The following is an 18359-nucleotide window of genomic DNA, read 5'->3' as shown; positions in this document are numbered from 1 at the left end:
ACACGAACCGGGGGCGGGCTCGCCGCGATCCCCGCCGTGTCGGGCCCCGGCAGGGCCGCTCAGGGCGGGGGACCGGCCCGCGAGACGAGCTCCATCGTCACGCCGAGCGCCTCGGTGCGCACGGCGACGAGCGCCTCCGCGCCGTCGATCGTGCACACCGAGAGGGCCACGCGATGCGCGGTGGCCACCTCCTCGGCGAGCGCGCACGGCTCGCCCGGCGCCACCCCGAGCAGAGCGTCGGCGGCGGCGAGGGCCGCGGCGTCGGCGGCAGCGACCGCGCGCTGTCGCGCGGCGAGGGCGGCGCCCAGCCCGAGCACCGTCAGCGCGACGACGAGCGTGGCGCCGACGAGGGCGAGGGCGAGCACGCCGCCCGAGCCTCGGTCGTCGCGGGCTCTCACCGGCCGCCGTCCAGGGCGCAGCTCTCGGCCGCGAGCTCGAGGCCCGCGACGGCGGCGGGACCCCGGGCCGCCGCCGTGAGCCTCGCGCAGACGAACGACCCGGTGGTCCAGCTGTGCAGCCGGGCGCCCTCGGGGATGCGCGCCGCCACGTCGGAGGCCGACTGCCCGCGGCCGAGCTCGCGCGCGGCATCCGCGGCGGCGTCCTGCAGCCGCAGCTGCTGGGAGCAGACGCCGATCGCCCCGATGCAGACCGCGAGGACGAGCACGACGGCGGGCAGCGCCACCGCGAACTCGGTCGCCGCCGCCCCCGTGTCGTCAGCCGCCGATCGAGAGCGCATTGCGCACCAGCTCGGTGAGGATCTGCTGCACCTCCCCCGACTTCATGATCACGACGAGCAGCCCCGCGAATCCGACGGCCGCCATGATCGTGATGGCGTACTCGGCGGTGGCGGCGCCCTCGTCGGGGCGGGTGCGGGCGGCGATCCGGTGCAGCATGCGGCGCATGGGGTACTCCTTATACGGGTGTCGTCGGCACGATCCCTCCATGCTCGGCGCCCGGCTCGCCCCGCGGGGGCCGGACGGGGCGATCCGGGGATGGATGCCGCATCCGCCTCCCGGGGAGGAGCGGTCAGAACGCGCTCAGCGTGCCGCGGAGGATGCCGAGCACGAGCGGCACGACGCCCAGCAGCACGAACGACGGCAGGAAGCACAGCCCGAGCGGCGCGAGCAACCGGGTGCCGAGCAGGGCGGCACGGCGCAGCACCTCGGCGAGTGCCACGCGCCGGGCGCGCGTCGCCTCGGCGCGCAGCAGCACGGCCGCCGGCACGCCCGCGCCGATCGCGAACGCGAGGGTCTCCCTCGCCTCGTCGACCGCGGCCGGCAGGCCGCTGCGCTCGGCGGCGGATGCCACGAGCGCGAGCGCCCGGTCGGGGGCGCCGCCGCCGCTCAGGGCCAGGGCGAGCAGTTCGGCACCGAGCCCCGCGAGCGGCTCGGAGCCCCTCGCCCGGTCGACGAGCCGCCGATTCCATCGCAGGCCCGCGATCAGCAGGGCGACCCCGAGCAGTGCGGCGACGGCACCGGGCACCGTGCCGAACACGACGCCGAGCGGGTCGGCGCCGACCAGCATCCCGAGCCCGGCCCCGGCGAGCGGCAGCAGCGCCACGATCCGCGCCGTGGCGAGCGGTCCCGCGAGCGCGAGGTCGAGCTGCCGCTCGGCGTCGGCGAGGGCGCGCAGGCTCTCCACCGTCCGCTCGAGGGTCGCCGCGAGCGGGGCGCCCGCCTCCACCGCGACATGCCACTGCGCGGCGACGAGCGCCCAGACCGCGCCCCGGTCGGCGCCGCGGATCGCGTCCGGCACGTCGTGCGGGGAGTCGGATGCGGCGGCCGCCGCGAGCGCCGCGGGGCGACTCGCGGGGAGTGCGCGCAGCGCCCCGAGCGGGTCGAGCCCCGCCGTGAGCAGCACCGCGAGCCGCTGCACGGCATCCGCGACCGCGTCGGCCTCCTCACCCGGTTGCGGGCGCGCCCTCACGCCGCCTCCGCGACGAGCCTTCCGCGGCCGGTGAGCCGCAGCGCCCCCAGCTCGGCGATCGCACGGCGACCGTCGTCCGTGCGCTCGAGGTGCAGCACCGCATCGAAGGCGCTCACGGCCTGGCGGGCCAGCGCATCCGCCGACCAGCCGGCGAGTGCACCGAGGGCTTCGAGCCGCACGGGGACGTCGGCGAGCGAGTTGGCGTGCAGGGTGCCCGCACCGCCGTCGTGCCCCGTGTTGAGGGCGATGAGCAGTTCGCGCAGCTCGGCACCCCGGCACTCCCCCACGACGAGCCGATCGGGTCGCATCCGCAGCGCCTCGCGCACGAGGCGGTCGAGACCGACCGCACCCGCCCCCTCGAGGTTGGGCTGGCGCGCCTCGAGACGCACGACGTGCGGGTGCGCCACGCGCAGCTCGGCGACGTCCTCCACGAGCACGATGCGCTCGTGGGCGGGGGCGGCGCCCAGCAGCGCGCCGAGCAGCGTCGTCTTGCCGACGCCGCCGGCGCCCGTCACCAGCAGGTTGGCGCGCCGCGCGACGAGGGCGGCGACCGCCGTCCGCGGCACGCGCGCGAACATCCCGGCGCCCTCCAACAGGTCGAGGTCGAGGGCGGCGGCGGACGGAATCCGGATCGAGAGCACCGCGGCCCCCGGCGAGATCGGGGGCAGCACGCCGTGCACGCGGATGCCGTCGCCGATCCGCACGTCGCCGCACGGTGCCGCCTCGTCGAGGTGCCGCCCTCCCGCGGCGACGAGCCGTACCGCGAGCTCGCGCGCCTCCCCCGCGGGCACGCGCAGGCCGGGCTCGGGCCGCGCTCCCGTGCCGCGGTCCACCCACACCGTGCCGTCGGGGTTCACGAAGACGTCGGTGACGCCCGGCTCGGCGACGAGCGGCGCGAGCGGCCCGAAGACGGAGCGGTGCGGCACGGGCATGGCGGCAGTCTGCCGAGCGCGGCGAACCCGACACGGCCCGGCGACCGCCATCGGTGGAGGGATGCGGCTCGGCTTCGGCGGGGAGGAGCGGTCGCCCGAGAGGGCGCCGATTAAACGGAGGGGCGGCGCCCGTTGGGGGGAACAGGCGCCGCCACAGCAACGCGTGATTGGGGGGAATCGTGAGCGCTGCAAGATCCGAGAGGTTACGCTCGGTGAGCGCCAGTGTACTCCAAAATGGGGGTACCGCAATGGATGACTTTCACTCAGGGAAGCCGCTCGTCCGCCCGGCCGCCACCGCTCGCCGATCACCGAACGACACCGTCCGAGCCGGGCGTGCGCAGTACGGCTAGGATCGGCATCGTTCCCCGGAAACCTCCGCGCGACTTCCAGGCACGGTCGCGAATCGACCCAAGGATGATGACGTCCATGACCTCGATCGACAGCCTGCTCACCGAGACCCGCCGCTTCGCGCCGGACCCCGAGTTCACCGCCGGCAGCGTCGCCGGCCGCGAGCTCTACGACCGCGCCGCCGACGACCGCCTCGCCTACTGGGCCGACCGGGCCCGTGAGCTGCACTGGCACACCCCCTTCGAGCAGGTGCTCGACTGGTCGAACCCGCCGTTCGCGCGCTGGTTCGCCGACGGCACGCTCAACGTCGCCTACAACTGCCTCGACCGGCACGTGCTGGCCGGCTACGGCGACCGCGTCGCCATCCACTGGGAGGGCGAGCCGGGCGACAGCCGCACCCTCACCTACGGCGAGCTGACCGCGCAGGTGAAGCGCGCCGCGAACGCGCTCGCCGCGCTCGGCGTGGGCCAGGGCGACCGCGTCGCCATCTACCTGCCGGTGGTGCCGGAGGCCGTGGTCGCGATGCTCGCCGTCGCCCGCCTCGGCGCGATCCACTCGGTCGTCTTCGGCGGTTTCAGCGCCGAGAGCCTGCGCGCCCGCATCGAGGACGCCGAGGCGAAGGTCGTCATCACGGCCGACGGCGGCTACCGCAAGGGCAAGGTGTTCCCGCTGAAGGCGACCGTGGATGCGGCGCTCGAGGGCGAGACGACCATCGAGCACGTGCTCGTCGTCAAGCGCGGCGGCAACGAGGTCGCCTGGACCGAGGGCCGCGACCTCTGGTGGGACGACGCGATGGCGGATGCCGACCTCGACCACGAGGCGAAGGGCTTCGACGCCGAGAACCCGCTGTTCATCCTCTACACCTCGGGCACCACGGGGAAGCCGAAGGGCATCCTGCACACGAGCGGCGGCTACCTCACGCAGGCCGCCGCCACCCACCACGACGTGTTCGACCTGCACCCGGAGAGCGACGTGTTCTGGTGCACGGCCGACATCGGCTGGGTCACCGGGCACAGCTACGTCGTCTACGGCCCGCTCGCGAACGGCGCCACCCAGCTCATGTACGAGGGCACCCCCGACACCCCGCACCCGGGGCGCTGGTGGGAGCTCATCGAGAAGTACGGCGTGACGATCCTCTACACGGCGCCCACCGCGATCCGCTCGTTCATGAAGCTGGGGCGGCAGATCCCGCAGAAGTTCGACCTCTCGAGCCTCAGGCTGCTCGGCTCGGTCGGCGAGCCGATCAACCCGGAGGCGTGGGTCTGGTACCGCGACGTCATCGGCGGCGGCTCGACTCCGGTCGTGGACACCTGGTGGCAGACCGAGACCGGCGCCATGATGATCTCCGCCCTGCCGGGGGTCACCACGCTCAAGCCGGGCAGCGCGCAGGTGCCGATCCCGGGCGTGAAGATCGACATCCTCTCCGACGACGGCGCGCGCGTCGACCCGCCGAACGGCGGCCTGCTGACGGTGCGCGACCCGTGGCCGTCGATGCTGCGCGGCATCTGGGGCGACCCGGAGCGCTTCGTCGAGACCTACTGGGAGAAGTTCCGCGACGACGGCTGGCGTTACTTCGCGGGCGACGGAGCGCACGTCGACGAGGACGGCGACATCTGGCTGCTCGGCCGCATCGACGACGTCATGAACGTCTCGGGCCACCGCCTTTCGACGACCGAGATCGAGTCGGCGCTCGTCGGCAACCCGGTGGTCGCGGAGGCGGCCGTCGTGGGAGCCTCGGATGAGACCACCGGTCAGGCCGTCGTCGCGTTCGTCATCGTGAAGCAGTCGCACCGCGAGGAGCACACGGACGACGAGTTCGTGCAGTTGCTGCGCGCCCACGTCGCCCAGGCGATCGGCGCGATCGCGCGGCCCCGCGACATCTACATCGTGACCGAGCTGCCGAAGACCCGCTCCGGCAAGATCATGCGCCGCCTGCTGCGCGACGTCGCGGAGGGCCGCGCGATCGGCGACACCACGACGCTCGCCGACACTTCGGTCATGCAGATCATCAGCGACAAGCTGCGCTCGGGAGCCCCCGCCGAGGACTGACGCGCGTCCCGCACGAGCGAAGCGGGTGTGCGGATCCGGTTGCGAGACGCTGGCATCGGGCCTGGCGGGAGCGCGCCGACGCGCAGCGGCGGCACGCGGGGGAATGCGTCTCGCGACCGGATCCGCTCACCCGCGAAGCGGGTAGAGGCGCTACGCGAACTCGAGGACGAGCTCCACCTCGACAGGCGCGTCGAGCGGCAGCACCGCGACGCCGACGGCCGAGCGGGCGTGGACGCCGGCGTCCCCGAACACCTCGCCGAGCAGTTCGGAGGCGCCGTTGACGACGCCCGGCTGGCCGGTGAATCCGGGGTCGGAGGCGACGAATCCCACCACCTTGACGACACGCGTCACGCGGTCGAGGGAGCCGATGACGCTGTCGGCGGCGGCGAGCGCGTTGAGGGCGCAGACGCGCGCGAGCTCCTTCGCCTCGTCGGCGCCGACCTCCGCGCCGACCTTGCCGACGGTCGGCAGCACGCCGCCGATCATGGGCAGCTGGCCGGCGGTGAAGACGAGGTTGCCGGATACCGCTGCGGGCACATAGGCGGCCACGGGGGGCACGACGGGCGGCAGGGCGAGCCCCAGTTCGGCGAGTCGGTCGGCGACGCTCACGGGTTCTCTCCTTCGATGGGGCGCTTCAGATAGGCGACGAGGCCGCCTTCGGGTCCGGTGACGATCTGCACCAGTTCCCAGCCCTGAGAGCCCCAGTTGTTCAGGATGGCGGTGGTGTTGTGGATCAGCAGCGGTGTGGTGAGGTATTCCCAGGTCGGCACTTTTCGGGCTTCCGTTCAGCTATCGGGCAGGAGGCATCCCGTACCCTGAACCCTATGCCCGCTCAAGGATCCACGGCTAGGAGTCTGCTCGGGGCCGGTCTCGGCCTCGTCGGATTCAGCGCCATCGCCGGACTCCTGGTGACCGTCATGGTGGCCCCCGCCATCGCCGTCACCGGGATGACCGCGAACAACTCGATCAGCGTCTTCCAGGACCTCCCCGACTACATCTCCATCGAGGAGCAGCGTCAGCGCAACGAGATCGTCGCGATCTCCGCCGACGGTGTCACCGAGATCAAGATCGCGGACATCTTCGACCAGAACCGCGAGGAGGTCTCGCTCGACCAGATGGACGAGGACCTCAAGTGGGCCGCCATCGACGGCGAGGACCGCCGCTTCTACGAGCACGGCGGCGTCGACGTGCCCTCCGTCATCCGTGCGGCGATCGGCCAGGCAACCGGCACGAGCGAGTCGGGCGCCTCGACCCTGTCGATGCAGCTCGTGCGCAACATCCTCATCCTGAAGGCCGTCAACACGCCGATCACCGAGGACTACACGGAAGACGACTACGACGCCGACATCAAGGCGGCCACCTACCCCGACCTGAACCGCAAGCTCAAGGAGATGAAGCTCGCGATCAGCCTCGAGAAGAAGTACACCAAGGACGAGATCCTGCAGGCGTACCTCAACATCGTGCTGATGGGCGGCACCACCTACGGCGTGCAGGCGGGCGCGCAGCGCTACTTCGGCGTGGATGCGAGCGACCTGACCCCGGCGCAGGCGGCGAGCCTCGTCGCGATCGTGCAGAACCCGAGCAAGAACGGCCTCTACTCGGCCGACAACTTCGCCGCCAATCAGGCGCGTCGCGACGTCATCCTCGGCTGGATGCACACGCAGGGCCACCTGAGCGACGACGACTACGAGGCGGCGCTCGCGACCCCGGTCGACGAGACGACGGTCGGCAACAACGCGCCCCGCAACGGCTGCACCTCGGCTCCGGTCGAGTACCGCATCCCGTGCGACTACGCGGTGAAGTCGATCAAGAACGGCGAGGTGTCGTCGCTCGGTGTCACGAAGGACGAGCAGCTCGCGACGTGGCAGCAGGGCGGCCTCAAGGTCGTGCTCACGATCACCCCCGAGATCCAGGGGTACGAGCACCAGATCGTCGGCCAGTACGCACCGGCGACCGAGACCCGCATGCAGCTGGGCTCCTCGGTGACGAGCGTCGAGGTGGGCACGGGCCGCATCCTCGCGATGGCGCAGAACAAGATCTTCGACGAGACGGGCAACGGCGACCCGCAGACGACGACCGCCGTGAACTTCGCGGGCGACGTCAAGCACGGCGCTGCCACCGGCGCCCAGCCGGGTTCGACCTACAAGCCGTTCGTGCTGCTCGCCTTCCTCGCCTCCGGCCACGGCGCCATGGAGACCTTCAACGCGAGCATCCGCGAGATGCCGTCGTCGGCGTTCCGCGACACCTGCAACGCCCCGAACGGCTACGCATGGGACGACCCGAAGCCCTACACCTACAAGAACGACTCGGGTGAGACCGGCCTCTACACGGCCGTGCGCGGTACCGCGCAGTCGGTGAACTCGGTGTTCGTGCAGATGGCGGCCGAGCTCGACCAGTGCGAGATCCGCGACATGGCGCGCTCCTTCGGCATGCACGACGCGGCCGGCGCGCTCGACGGCTCCGACATGGAGACGAACCCCGCCTGCTCGATCGGCGGATGCGAGAACAACTTCGTGTCGAGCACGATGGCGGCGGCCTACGCGGGCATCGCCAACCAGGGCACCTACTGCGCCCCGATCATCGTCGACAACGTGTTCGCCTCCGACGGCATGGAGCTCGGCGGCCAGCAGAAGGTGTGCAACCCGACGCTGGCGTCGCCCGCGGTGGCCAACACCGCCGCCTACGCGATGGCCCAGGTGATGAGCGGCGGTACCGGTAGCCAGGCGAACCCGCGCGACGGCGTGCCCTACATCGGCAAGACCGGTACCGCGAACAAGGCGCAGAACACCTGGATGGTGGGCAGCACCACGCGCGTCGCGACCGCCGTGTGGGTGGGCAACATCGTCGGCGACCAGAGCCTGCGTGCCATCAGCATCAACGGCACCTACGGCGGCAACATCCGTCACGCGATCTTCAAGCCGATCGCGAAGACGATCGACGCCTACTACCCGGGCGGCGCGTTCCCGGCGGCCGACCCCGCGCTCATGACCGGCACGCCGGTGATCGTGCCCGACAACCTGGTCGGCAGCACGCCCGAGCAGGCGAAGGCCGCGATCGAGCTCGCGAAGCTGTCGTACGTGGACGCCGGCCAGATGGACTCCGACCTGCCGGTGGGCACGGTCGTGAAGACCGACCCGGCCTCCGGCTCCTCGGTGCCGAAGGGCACCGCGGTGAACGTCTTCACGAGCAACGGGCAGGCCGCGATGGTGCCGGATGTGGTGACGCCGAACCAGAGCTTCAACAGCGCCCGCGATCAGCTCGAGGACGCCGGCTTCGAGAACGTCGACCAGGTCTGCGTCGCGCCGACCTCGACCGATCCCCCCTCGAGCATCGGCAAGGTCGTCGCCCAGAACCCGTCGGCGGGCTCGGTGCTCAACAAGTCCACCCACATCACGTTGACCGTGCGCGAGGTCGGCTGCCCGACCGGCGGAGGGCCGGGTACGTGACCCGACGCGCGGTCGCCGGCACGCTCGGCGCGGTGGCGACCGCGGGTCTCGCGACCCTCGCGTGGGGCGTGTTCGTCGAACGCAACCGCTTCACGGTGCGGCACGAGACCCTCGCGGTGCTCGAGCCGGACGCTCGGCCGATCACGATCCTGCACCTGAGCGACCTGCACATGGCGCCGTGGCAGCGCGCGAAGCAGGATTTCGTCCGCTCGCTCGCGGTGTACGAGCCCGACCTCATCATCGACACGGGTGACAACCTCGGGCACCTCGACGGACTCGCGGGCGTGCGACGTGCGCTCGAGCCGTTCGGCGACGCCGCGGGCGTCTTCGTGCACGGTTCGAACGACTTCTACGGACCGGTGCTGAAGAACCCGTTCGGGTACTTCTCCGACCGCGGGCATCGCCGACCGAAACTCGAGCCGGATCTCGACACCGCCGCCCTCGACGCCTACCTCGGCGGCGAGCTCGGCTGGTTCGACCTCAACAACGGGGTGCGGGCGATCGAGCTGAAGGGCACGCGCCTCGAGTTCATGGGAACGGGCGACGCGCACCGCGGCTGGGACCGGCTCGGCGAGCTGCCGGGCGCGATCGAGGAGCTGCGCGAGAACGTGGAGTGGTCCGACCCCGAGCCGCGTCAGGTGCTCACGATCGGCGTCACCCACGCCCCGTACCGCCGCGTGCTCGACGCCTTCGTGAGCCAGGGCGCCGACCTGATCTTCGCCGGGCACACCCACGGGGGCCAGGTGCGCATCCCGGGGCGCCCCGCGCTCGTGACCAACTGCGACATCCCGCACGCCCAGGCGCAGGGGCTGAGCGTCTGGCGCACGGGCGTGCACAGCGCGTTCCTCGAGGTCTCGGCGGGACTCGGCACCTCGATCTACGCGCCGGTGCGCTTCGCGTGCCCGCCGGAGGCGATCGTGCTGACCCTCACCCCGGTGCAGCTCTAGCGAGGCTCAGGCGTTGGCGCGGCGCGCGTCGGCGACCGTCGGCGCCCCCGCGGGCGAGGTCGGCAACCCGCCCATCGCGACCCCGTGCAGGGCGTAGCGCAGCGCGATCCGGTCGTCCCAGGGGTACTCGGTGCCGCCGATCGACATGCTCTGCTTGTGACCCTTGCCGCACGCCACGACGATGTCGCCCGGCCGCGCGGCCTGCACCGCGGTGAGGATGGCGGTGCCGCGGTCGAGGATGCGCAGCAGGTTCTCGCCGAGCCGCCCGCCCGCGCTCTCGGCGGAGCGCTGCATCCGGTCGAGGATGTCGTCGACGTTCTCCCGGCGCGGGTCGCTCGCCGTCATGATGACGAGGTCGGCATAGGTGGAGGCGATCGCCGGCATGGTGTCGCGTTTCTCGGTGTCGCGTTCGCCCGCGCAGCCGAACACGGCGATGAGCCTGCCGCCCTCGGGCAGCATCCGCCGCAGCGAGGGGAACAGCTGCTGGTAGGCATCGGGGGTGTGGGCGAAGTCGACGAAGGCGCGGAACGGCTGCCCCTCGTCGACCACCTGCATGCGCCCGTCGACCGCCTCGGTGCGGTCGAGGCCCGCCTGGATGGTCTCGGGGCTCCAGCCCCGGGCGCGCGCCGTGGCGATCGCGGCGAGGGTGTTGTAGACGTTGAAGTCGCCCGTGAGCACCGTGCGGTAGCGGAACCCGTCGACGGTCATCCGGATGCCGGAGGCGTCGATCTCGAGACCCTCCGGGCGGACGTCACCCTCCCGGATGCCGTACGTCACGACGGTCGCGCCGCGCGCGGCATCCGCGAACCAGGCGCCGTACGGGTCGTCGGCGTTGATCACCGCGATGCCGCCCATCGCACCGACCCGCTCGAAGAGGATGCCCTTCGCGTCGCGGTAGGCCTCGATCGTGCCGTGGTAGTCGAGGTGCTCGTGGGTGAGGTTCGTGAAGACGCCCACGTCGATGCCGATGCCGTTGAGGCGCCCCTGCTCGAGGCCCTGGCTCGACATCTCGACGACCGTCTCGGGGAAGCCCGCCTCGACCATGCGGCCGAGCATCTCCTGCACCTGCGGGGCGCCGGGTGTGGTGATGTGCTCCCCGACGGGGATGAAGCCCGTGCCGTACTCGACGCCGACCGTCGAGATGAGGCCGACCGGGCCGCCCGTCGCGACGTCGATGATGCCGCGCAGCAGCATGACGGTCGTCGTCTTGCCGTTGGTGCCGGTGACGCCGGTGATCTCGATCTTCTTCGTCGGCAGACCCCACCAGGAGGCGGCGAGGTAGCCGAGCGCCTGCTGCGCGTCGGTGACGCGCGCGTAGGGCACGCCCGCGTCGATGCGCAGGGCGTCGCCGACGATCGCGACCGCGCCGCGGGCCACGGCATCCGGGGCGAGCGTGACCCCGTCGACCACCTTGCCGCGCCGGGCCACGAACACCGAGCCGGCGACCACCTGGTCGGCACGCTCGACGGGCGGGGAGGTGAGCTCGGCGTCGCCGTCGACGCTCAACAGCATCCCCTCCGGCAGCGCCTCGAGCAGGCCGGAGAAGCGGGTGGGCATGGCCTCGAGTCTACGGCGCGACCGGTGTGCCGGAGCCGACGCCGGATCGGGTATCCTTGACAGGTTGCCGACGGCAGCACCGGGGTATGGCGCAGCTTGGTAGCGCGCGTCGTTCGGGACGACGAGGCCGCAGGTTCAAATCCTGTTACCCCGACCAGCACCAGAAGAGCCGCCTTCGGGCGGCTCTTCTGCGTCTCAGGTGAAGTCGGCGTCGGGCTCGGCGCCGTAGCTGAACTCGAGCTTGGGACGCCAGCCGCGGTTGAGCACGCCGCCCGACTCCTCCAGGTAGCAGGCACCGCAGAGCGACTCGTAGGTGACCTCGACGCCGTCGATGGCCACCTGGTCGCCGTCGAAGATGAACCGGTCGCCCACCTTGCGGGCGTTGAAGACCGCCTTGCGCCCGCAGCGGCAGATCGTCTTCAGCTCCTCGAGCGAGTGCGCGATCTCGAGCAGGCGGCGGCTGCCCGGGAAGGCGACCGTCTGGAAGTCGGTGCGGATGCCGTAGGCGAGCACCGGGATGTCCTGCTGGATGGCGATGCGCAGCAGGTCGTCGACCTGCCCCTCCGAGAGGAACTGCACCTCGTCGAGCAGCAGGCACGACACATCCCGCCCCTGCTCGGCGACGACTCGCGCGCGCTCGCGCTGGAAGCGGTCGAGCAGGTCCTCACCCGGCGCGACCGTGAAGTCCACCCGCCGCACGACGCCGAGCCGCGACACGATCGAGTCGTCGCCCTTCGAGTCGATCGCGGGCTTCGCGAGCAGCACCCGGTGCCCGCGCTCCTCGTAGTTGTAGGCCGCCTGCAGCAGTGCCGTGCTCTTGCCGGAGTTCATCGCCCCGTAGCGGAAGTACAGCTTCGCCACTATTCCAGGTATCCGTCCTCGGCTGCCCGCCGGATCAGTTCCGCCTTCTTGCCCGCGGGCCGCCCGACCTTCGCGTACTTCTCGCGCACCCGCCGCAGGTAGGTCTTGGCGGTCTCGTACTGCACGTTCATGCGCTCGGCGACAGCGACGGTGCTGTACCCGGAGACGTACAGCTTGAACGCCTCCTCCTCACCGGGGCTCAGCTTCGGCTTCACGTGCTGCAGCGGTGCGGTGGATGCCGCGCGGGCCGCGTCGTCGTCGTCGTGGGCCTCGATGCCCATGACCCGTCGGGCCGCCGCCATGACGGACGCCATCGGCAGCGACTTGGAGAGGAACTCCGCCGCGCCCGCCGCGAACGCGCGCTCGCGCGCCTCGCGGGTGTCGAGACTCGACAGCACGATCACCTTGGCGCCCGCCGCGCGGCAGGTGCGTACGCGGGCCTCGATCGAGATGGGCTCCTTGAGCTGCAGGTCGATGAACACGAGGTCGGTGGGGAACGCGGGGCTCTGCACGAGGTCGAGCCAGTTGGCGGCCCCGAGCACGACGTCGAAGTCGGGGGCGTTGCGCTCGATCCAGGTGCTGAGGGCGTCGAGCAGCACCTCGTGGTCGTCGAGGATCGCGAGCCGCACCGGGGTGTCCCCCGTCTCCCCGCGCAGGGGCGACGCACCGAGGGTCGGGTTCATGCGGATGAGCCTACCGCCGCGGGGGCCTCAGAAGAGCGTCGGCTGCAGGGCGGCCGCCGCGTCGGGTGCGAGCTCGGCGGCCAGCAGCGTCACCCCGCGCGGGCCGCTGCGCGGGGTACCGGTGGCGGCGTCGAGCCGGGGACGGTCGAGCCCGTGCTTCCGCAGCAGGGGGCGGATGCGCGCCGCGAGTCGCCGGCGGTACTCCTTCGTGGCGTAGGAGCCGGAGCCGTAGAGCTCGCGGTAGCGCGGGGCGAGCTCGGGATGCTCGCGGACGAGCCATGCGGCGAACCACTCGCGGGCCCCCGGACGCAGGTGCAGGGCGCTGTAGGCGACGCCCGTCGCGCCCGCCGCCGCGATCCGCTCGAGCGCCCGATCGAGCTGTTCGCGGGAGTCGCTCAGGTAGGGCAGCACGGGCATCAGGAAGACCGAGCACGGCAGCCCCGCATCCCGCACCGCCCGCACGGTCGCGAGCCGGGCGGCGGTGCTCGGCGCACCCGGCTCGAGCGAGCGCTGCAACGCCTCGTCGTCGAACACGGTGATCGACACGGCCGTCTCGACGGGCACGCGCTCGGCGGCCTCCTGCAGGAGCGGGATGTCGCGGCGCAGCAGCGTGCCCTTGGTGAGGATGCTGAAGGGCGTGCCCGAGGCGGCGAGCGCCGCGATGATGCCGGGCATCAGCCGGTAGCGCCCCTCCGCGCGCTGGTACGGGTCGGTGTTGGTGCCGAGCGCCACGTGCGGCCGCTGCCAGCTCGCGCGCGCGAGCTCCTTCTGCAGCACCTCGACGACGTTCACCTTGACGATGAGCTGCGTATCGAAGTCGCGTCCGGCATCCAGATCGAGGTACGTGTGCGTGTTGCGGGCGAAGCAGAAGAGGCATTGGTGACTGCAGCCGCGGTAGGGGTTGATCGTCCAGCCGAAGGGCAGGGACGTCGCGGCGCCCGGCACGTGGTTGAGGGCGGACTTCGCGAGCACCTCGTGGAAGGTGAGACCGGCGAACTCGGGGGTCTGCACGGAGCGCACGAGGTTGTTCAGCCGGGCGAGCCCGGGCAGGGCGTCGTCGCTCTCGACGCCGAGTTCCTGGCCACTCCACCGCATGCCGACAGTCGAACATATGTTCGAGGGAGAGTCAAGCGGGCAGCGCGAGCTCCGCGCCCCGCCACCGGCGACGCAACCACCGGTCGTGGCTCGCCACCACGACGGCGCCGGGGTAGCCGCCGAGCGCCTCCTCGAGCTCGGTCGCGAGGCTGAGGGAGAGATGGTTGGTGGGCTCGTCGAGCAGGAACACGTGCGGGGGCCGCGCCACGATGAGCGCGAGCGCGGTGCGACGCTGCTGGCCGATCGAGAGTCGCCCGACCGGGCGGTCGAGGTCGCGCGCGGCGAGCAGCCCCAGGCCCGCGAGAGGCACCTCGGCCGCTCGCCGCTCCCCCACGGTCCGCTCGTACAGCTCGCGCGGGGTGCGCTCGGGGCGCTCCCAGCGCACGTCCTGGTCGAGCACCGCGACCCGCAGCCCCTTGCGGCGCGCGACGCGGCCCGCATCCGGCACGAGACGACCCGCGAGCAGGCTCAGCAGCGTCGACTTGCCCGCACCGTTCGGTCCCGTCACGAGCAGGCGCGCATCCGGCGCCAGCTCGAGCCCGTCGAGCGCGAGCCGCCCGTCGACGCGCGCCCCCTCGACCGTCACGAGCGGCACATCGCCCTCGAGCAGGTGGGAACCGCCGGGGATGCCGGCGAAGCTCAGCAGCGGCGGCGGCTCGGCGATCCGCGCCCCGCGCAGCCCGTCGAGGCGCACCGCGGCGTTCCGGATGCGGCGCGCCACCTGCTGCTGGTGGTGGTCGGCGCGGTAGTCGTAGCCCATCTTCTCGTTGTCGCGCCGGGCGCGGCCGGGCGCGAGTTCGCGCGCGGTCACCGCCACGGCGTGCTCGAGCCGCGTCTGCTCGCGCCCCTCCTCCGCGAAACGCGCCTCCCAGCGGGCCCGCTCGGCGGCCTTCGCCGCGAGGTAGTCGCTGTAGCCGCCGCCGTAGCGGGTGACGCCGTCGGATGCCGCGGGGTCGATGTCGACGAGATCGGTGGCCACCTCGTCGAGGAAGGCGCGGTCGTGGCTCGCGAACAGCACCGGGCCCCGCCAGGCGCGCAGCCGCTCGGCGAGGAATGCGACGGCCGCGTCGTCGAGGTGGTTGGTGGGCTCGTCGAGCAGCAGCGCGTCCGGGCGGGCGAGCAGCAGGGCCGCGAGCGCGACGCGGCTGCGCTGCCCGCCCGAGACCTCGCCGACCGGGCGATCGAGGGCCAGGTGCCCGACGCCGAGTCCGTCGAGGAGCTCGTCGCGGCGGGCGTCGAGGCCCCACAGCTCCGCGGCGTCGGCGGCCTCGAGGAGCGCCGCATACCGGTCGGCGGCTTCGGGGTCGCCGTCGGCGAGCGCCGCGCCCGCGGCCTCGAGTTCGCGTTCGATCCGGCGGAGCCCGCCGAGCTCGGCCTCCAGGATCGCGGAGAGCGGGGCACCGGCATCCACCCGCACCTCCTGCCGCAGCAGGGCGGTGGCGACGGGGCGCTCGACGCGTCCGGTATCCGGCTCCAGCTCGCCGGCGAGCACGGCGAGCAGCGTCGACTTGCCGACGCCGTTCTCGCCGAGCAGGCCGACGCGTCTGCCGGGCGGGACGGCGAGGTCGAGGTCGGCGAAGACACGGCGGTCGCCGAAGGTCACGCCGACGCCGTCGGCGCGCAGCACGGGGGAAGGGATGAAGGGGTGTCGCAAGGAGGCAGTCCGTCCGCTCGACCCTCGGAGGCGAGGGGAGACGAGCCCCGCCGGGCGTACGCCACGGACGCGGGGATGGTCGGAGCTACAGCTTCACGGTCACCGACGCTACGTCGCCTCCCCGAGATCTGTCAAACGCTGCAGCGTCTGGCCCGCCGCTGCGGCGATCACCGCCGCCGGACGCGACGCGCTGCAGCGTTTGACACCGGGACCGGGTCAGACGGCGAGGCCGAGGGTGGCGGCGGTGTCCTTCAGCTCCTTCGCGGCGGCCTTCGGCTTGTCGGAGAGCTTCGTGCCGTACGAGGGGATCATCTTCTTCAGGCGCGGCTCCCAGCCGGGGAGCCGGTCGGGGAAGCACGTCGCGAGCACGTCGAGCATGATCGGCACCGCGGTGGATGCACCGGGCGAGGCGCCCAGCAGCCCCGCGATGGTGCCCTCGCCGCCGGCCACGACCTCCGTGCCGAACTGGATGACGGCCTTGCCGTCGGCGCCGCGCTTCATGATCTGCACGCGCTGCCCCGCCGTGATGCGGTACCAGTCGTCCTGCTTCGCGGTCGGCGCGAACTGCTGCAGCACCGCGTGCTGCTTCTTGCGGCTCGCGAGCAGCTCGGTGAGCAGGTACCAGACGAGGTCGAGGTTCTTGAGGCCCGCGGCGACCATCGTGCCGAGGTTGTGCCAGCGGATGGAGGCGAACAGGTCGGTCCAGGATCCGGACTTCAGGAACTTGGGCGAGAAGCCCGCGTAGGGCCCGAACAGCAGGCTCGCCTGGCCGTCGACGACACGCGTGTCGAGGTGCGGCACCGACATGGGCGGGGCGCCCACGGAGGCTTTGCCGTACACCTTGCCCTGGTGCTTCGCGACGACGGCGGGGTCGTCGGTGCGCAGGAACTGGCCGCTGATCGGGAAGCCGCCGTAGCCGCGGATCTCGCGGATGCCGGAGCGCTGCAGCAGGCCGAGCGCGGCTCCCCCGGCGCCCACGAACACGAAGCGCGCCGTGAGCTCGAAGGGGGTGTTGCCGACCACGTGGCGACCCGAGACGCGCCAGGTGCCGTCCTTCAGGCGCTTGAGGCCCGTGACCTTGCGCTCGGTGCGCAGCTCGGCGCCGCGCGCGACGAGACCCTCGACGAGCTCGTCGGTGAGCGCACCGAAGTCCACATCCGAGCCGCCCACGATGCGGGTCGCGGCGATCGGCTGGTCCTTCTTGCGGCCCGGGATGAGCAGCGGCGCCCACGAGCGGATGACGGCCGCATCCTCGCTGTACTCGAGACCGGGGAACAGCGGGTGGTCCTTGAGCGCCTCGTAGCGGCGGCGCAGGTAGTCGACGTTGTCCGCGCCCCACACGAAGCTGAGGTGCGGAACGGGGTTGATGAACTTCTGCGGCTCGGGCAGCAGGCCCTGCTCGACGAGGTACGACCAGTACTGCCGCGAGAGCTGGAACTGCTCGTTGACCTTGACCGCCTGCGTGGTGTCGATCACGCCGCCCTTCTCGGGCGTGTAGTTGAGCTCGCACAGGGCGGAGTGCCCGGTGCCCGCGTTGTTCCACGGGTTGGAGCTCTCCTGGGCGATGCGCGGCAGGGCTTCGAGGATGGTGATCGACCACTCCGGCTCGAGCTGCTGCAGCAGCGATCCGAGGGTGGCGCTCATCACCCCGCCGCCGATGAGGACGACGTCGACGGGTTCAGACACGCCTGCCATCCTACGTCGGCGCCGCGGGCGCCCCAGTGCCCTTGGTCCCGTGGCTACGGCAGCTGGGCCACGCCGCCGCCGATGAGTCCGACGCCCGCGGCGGCGAGCCCCAGCGTCAGCGAGGTGGCGCCGATCCAGAGCAGCGCGAACGCGCGCCCGGGCCGGGCGGGCTCGCGCCCGAGCACCGAGAGGAAGAAGCCCGCGGGCATGAGCAGTGCGGCGGTCGGGATGCCGAAGCGCGCCACGAGGTCGACGCCGAGGGGCAGGGCGACCGTGTCGAGCAGGGGGATGACGACGAGGCTCAGCATGAGCAGCACGGCGGCGTGCGCGTGGCCCGCGCGGAAGAAGTTCTTCTGCAGGGTGTTGGCGGGGATGGCGCCCCGGCCGACGCGGGTGAGGAACCAGCCGCCGGATTCGACGGTGATGAGGCTGAGCAGGAGGGCTCCCAGCAGGATGGTGGTCCAGGGGTGCGTCGTCATGGCGTCCATGTTAGATACTGTTACTATCTAATGCAAGAGGTGCCTTCATGCTGATGTCCGAACTGTCCTCCCGCACCGGGGTCCCGGTCGCGACGCTCAAGTTCTACCTGCGCGAGGGCCTGCTCGCCCCCGGCGAGACGCTCTCGCGCACGCGCGCCGACTACGGCGAGGAGCACGTGCACCGGGTGGGCGTCATCCGCGCGCTCACCGACACGGTCGGGCTGAGCGTGCAGCAGACCAAGGGCGTGCTCGCGGTCGTCGACGACCCGGGCGACTCCCTCTTCGACGCGTTCGGCCGGGCGCTCGGCAACCTGCCGCCGACCGTGCCCGAGGCCGACGACTACCCGCGTGCCCGCGCCGTGATCGAGACGCTCGGCTGGGTGTACGACCCGCGCTACGTGGCCGTGCGCCAGCTCGAGAGCGCGCTGGCCGCCGCCGAGTCGCTCGGGGTCCCGCTCGACGCGGACCGGTTGGCGGCGTACGCGCCGCACATCCGCGCGATCGCCGAGTACGACATGGCGCAGATCCCCACGCGACCGGATGCCGCCCTCGAGTACGCGGTGCTCGGCACCGCGGGACACGAGCCGGTCGTCGCGGCACTGCGGCGCCTCGCCCACCAGGACCTCGCGGCCCGCGCCCGCTGACGCGCCGGGTCTCGCAACTCAGGAGATACCGCGCTCGCGCGACGATTGCGGC

18 protein-coding genes and 1 tRNA gene are annotated in these 18359 nt (G+C 72.3%); 5 read left to right on the top strand and 14 right to left on the bottom strand.

Annotation, left to right across the window (positions count from 1 at the left end):
- Positions 1-59: 59 nt before the first annotated feature.
- The 5 genes from D7I47_RS08285 to D7I47_RS08265 form a co-directional block, all read right to left on the bottom strand.
- On the bottom strand, positions 60-398 hold the full coding sequence (locus D7I47_RS08285) for an Rv3654c family TadE-like protein (protein WP_157981673.1): 339 nt from the start codon (positions 396-398) through the stop codon (positions 60-62).
- Positions 395-736 (bottom strand): TadE family type IV pilus minor pilin, encoded by a 342-nt coding sequence (locus D7I47_RS08280; RefSeq protein WP_120762598.1) that lies wholly within the window; start codon positions 734-736, stop codon positions 395-397. The genes D7I47_RS08285 and D7I47_RS08280 overlap by 4 nt, the downstream gene beginning before the upstream one ends.
- Positions 714-902, bottom strand: coding sequence for a DUF4244 domain-containing protein (locus D7I47_RS08275; RefSeq protein WP_227000537.1), 189 nt, complete (start codon positions 900-902; stop codon positions 714-716). The genes D7I47_RS08280 and D7I47_RS08275 overlap by 23 nt, the downstream gene beginning before the upstream one ends.
- A gap of 124 nt (positions 903-1026) precedes the next feature.
- Complete coding sequence (locus tag D7I47_RS08270; protein ID WP_120762596.1) at positions 1027-1926, bottom strand: type II secretion system F family protein; 900 nt, start codon at positions 1924-1926, stop codon at positions 1027-1029.
- Positions 1923-2858: a TadA family conjugal transfer-associated ATPase gene (locus D7I47_RS08265; protein WP_227000535.1), complete on the bottom strand. Its 936-nt coding sequence runs from the start codon at positions 2856-2858 to the stop codon at positions 1923-1925. The genes D7I47_RS08270 and D7I47_RS08265 overlap by 4 nt, the downstream gene beginning before the upstream one ends.
- Before the next feature lie 426 nt (positions 2859-3284).
- On the opposite strand from D7I47_RS08265, the gene acs reads away from it, so the two are divergent.
- Positions 3285-5255 (top strand): acetate--CoA ligase, encoded by a 1971-nt coding sequence (gene acs, locus D7I47_RS08260; protein ID WP_120762594.1) that lies wholly within the window; start codon positions 3285-3287, stop codon positions 5253-5255.
- A 150-nt stretch (positions 5256-5405) separates the two neighbouring features.
- Here acs and D7I47_RS08255 read toward each other — a convergent pair whose 3' ends face one another.
- Together D7I47_RS08255 and D7I47_RS08250 are read right to left on the bottom strand one after the other, a co-directional pair.
- The gene (locus D7I47_RS08255; protein ID WP_120762593.1) at positions 5406-5864 is read right to left on the bottom strand and encodes a RidA family protein; all 459 of its coding nucleotides are present in this window, start codon (positions 5862-5864) and stop codon (positions 5406-5408) included.
- Positions 5861-6025 (bottom strand): DUF4177 domain-containing protein, encoded by a 165-nt coding sequence (locus D7I47_RS08250; protein ID WP_120762592.1) that lies wholly within the window; start codon positions 6023-6025, stop codon positions 5861-5863. The genes D7I47_RS08255 and D7I47_RS08250 overlap by 4 nt, the downstream gene beginning before the upstream one ends.
- Positions 6026-6079: 54 nt before the next feature.
- Here D7I47_RS08250 and D7I47_RS08245 point away from each other — a divergent pair, with 54 nt between their 5' ends.
- On the top strand, positions 6080-8701 hold the full coding sequence (locus D7I47_RS08245) for a transglycosylase domain-containing protein (protein WP_120762591.1): 2622 nt from the start codon (positions 6080-6082) through the stop codon (positions 8699-8701).
- Positions 8698-9648 carry a metallophosphoesterase gene (locus D7I47_RS08240; protein WP_120762590.1) on the top strand — a complete coding sequence of 317 codons (951 nt, stop codon included), beginning with the start codon at positions 8698-8700 and terminating at the stop codon, positions 9646-9648. The genes D7I47_RS08245 and D7I47_RS08240 overlap by 4 nt, the downstream gene beginning before the upstream one ends.
- Positions 9649-9654: 6 nt before the next feature.
- Here the strand turns inward: D7I47_RS08240 and D7I47_RS08235 are convergent, their stop codons facing one another.
- Positions 9655-11205, bottom strand: a complete 1551-nt coding sequence (locus tag D7I47_RS08235; protein ID WP_120762589.1) for a UDP-N-acetylmuramoyl-L-alanyl-D-glutamate--2,6-diaminopimelate ligase — start codon at positions 11203-11205, stop codon at positions 9655-9657.
- A gap of 80 nt (positions 11206-11285) precedes the next feature.
- Here D7I47_RS08235 and D7I47_RS08230 point away from each other — a divergent pair.
- Positions 11286-11362 (top strand) — tRNA-Pro (locus tag D7I47_RS08230).
- Positions 11363-11400: 38 nt separating this feature from the next.
- Here D7I47_RS08230 and D7I47_RS08225 read toward each other — a convergent pair.
- The 6 genes from D7I47_RS08225 to D7I47_RS08200 form a co-directional block, all read right to left on the bottom strand.
- A complete protein-coding gene (locus tag D7I47_RS08225; protein WP_120762588.1) occupies positions 11401-12066 on the bottom strand; it encodes a thymidine kinase in 666 nt (221 codons plus the stop codon).
- Positions 12066-12749 (bottom strand): response regulator transcription factor, encoded by a 684-nt coding sequence (locus D7I47_RS08220; protein ID WP_120762587.1) that lies wholly within the window; start codon positions 12747-12749, stop codon positions 12066-12068. The genes D7I47_RS08225 and D7I47_RS08220 overlap by 1 nt, the downstream gene beginning before the upstream one ends.
- A 27-nt stretch (positions 12750-12776) precedes the next feature.
- Positions 12777-13844 (bottom strand): Rv2578c family radical SAM protein, encoded by a 1068-nt coding sequence (locus tag D7I47_RS08215; protein WP_120762586.1) that lies wholly within the window; start codon positions 13842-13844, stop codon positions 12777-12779.
- 31 nt (positions 13845-13875) lie between these two features.
- Positions 13876-15471, bottom strand: coding sequence for an ABC-F family ATP-binding cassette domain-containing protein (locus tag D7I47_RS08210; protein WP_227000533.1), 1596 nt, complete (start codon positions 15469-15471; stop codon positions 13876-13878).
- A gap of 243 nt (positions 15472-15714) precedes the next feature.
- Complete coding sequence (mqo, locus tag D7I47_RS08205) at positions 15715-17193, bottom strand: malate dehydrogenase (quinone) (protein WP_193726423.1); 1479 nt, start codon at positions 17191-17193, stop codon at positions 15715-15717.
- Between the two features lie 44 nt (positions 17194-17237).
- Positions 17238-17663: a hypothetical protein gene (locus D7I47_RS08200; protein ID WP_227000532.1), complete on the bottom strand. Its 426-nt coding sequence runs from the start codon at positions 17661-17663 to the stop codon at positions 17238-17240.
- Positions 17664-17716: 53 nt separating this feature from the next.
- On the opposite strand from D7I47_RS08200, the gene D7I47_RS08195 reads away from it, so the two are divergent.
- The gene (locus tag D7I47_RS08195; protein WP_227000530.1) at positions 17717-18307 is read left to right on the top strand and encodes a MerR family transcriptional regulator; all 591 of its coding nucleotides are present in this window, start codon (positions 17717-17719) and stop codon (positions 18305-18307) included.
- Positions 18308-18359: the final 52 nt, after the last annotated feature.

It is taken from the genome of Protaetiibacter intestinalis (assembly GCF_003627075.1).
Taxonomy (GTDB): Bacteria; Actinomycetota; Actinomycetes; order Actinomycetales; family Microbacteriaceae; genus Homoserinibacter; species Homoserinibacter intestinalis.
Note: the sequence above shows the minus strand (reverse complement) of the source record. Positions and strands in the feature narration are given on the sequence as shown.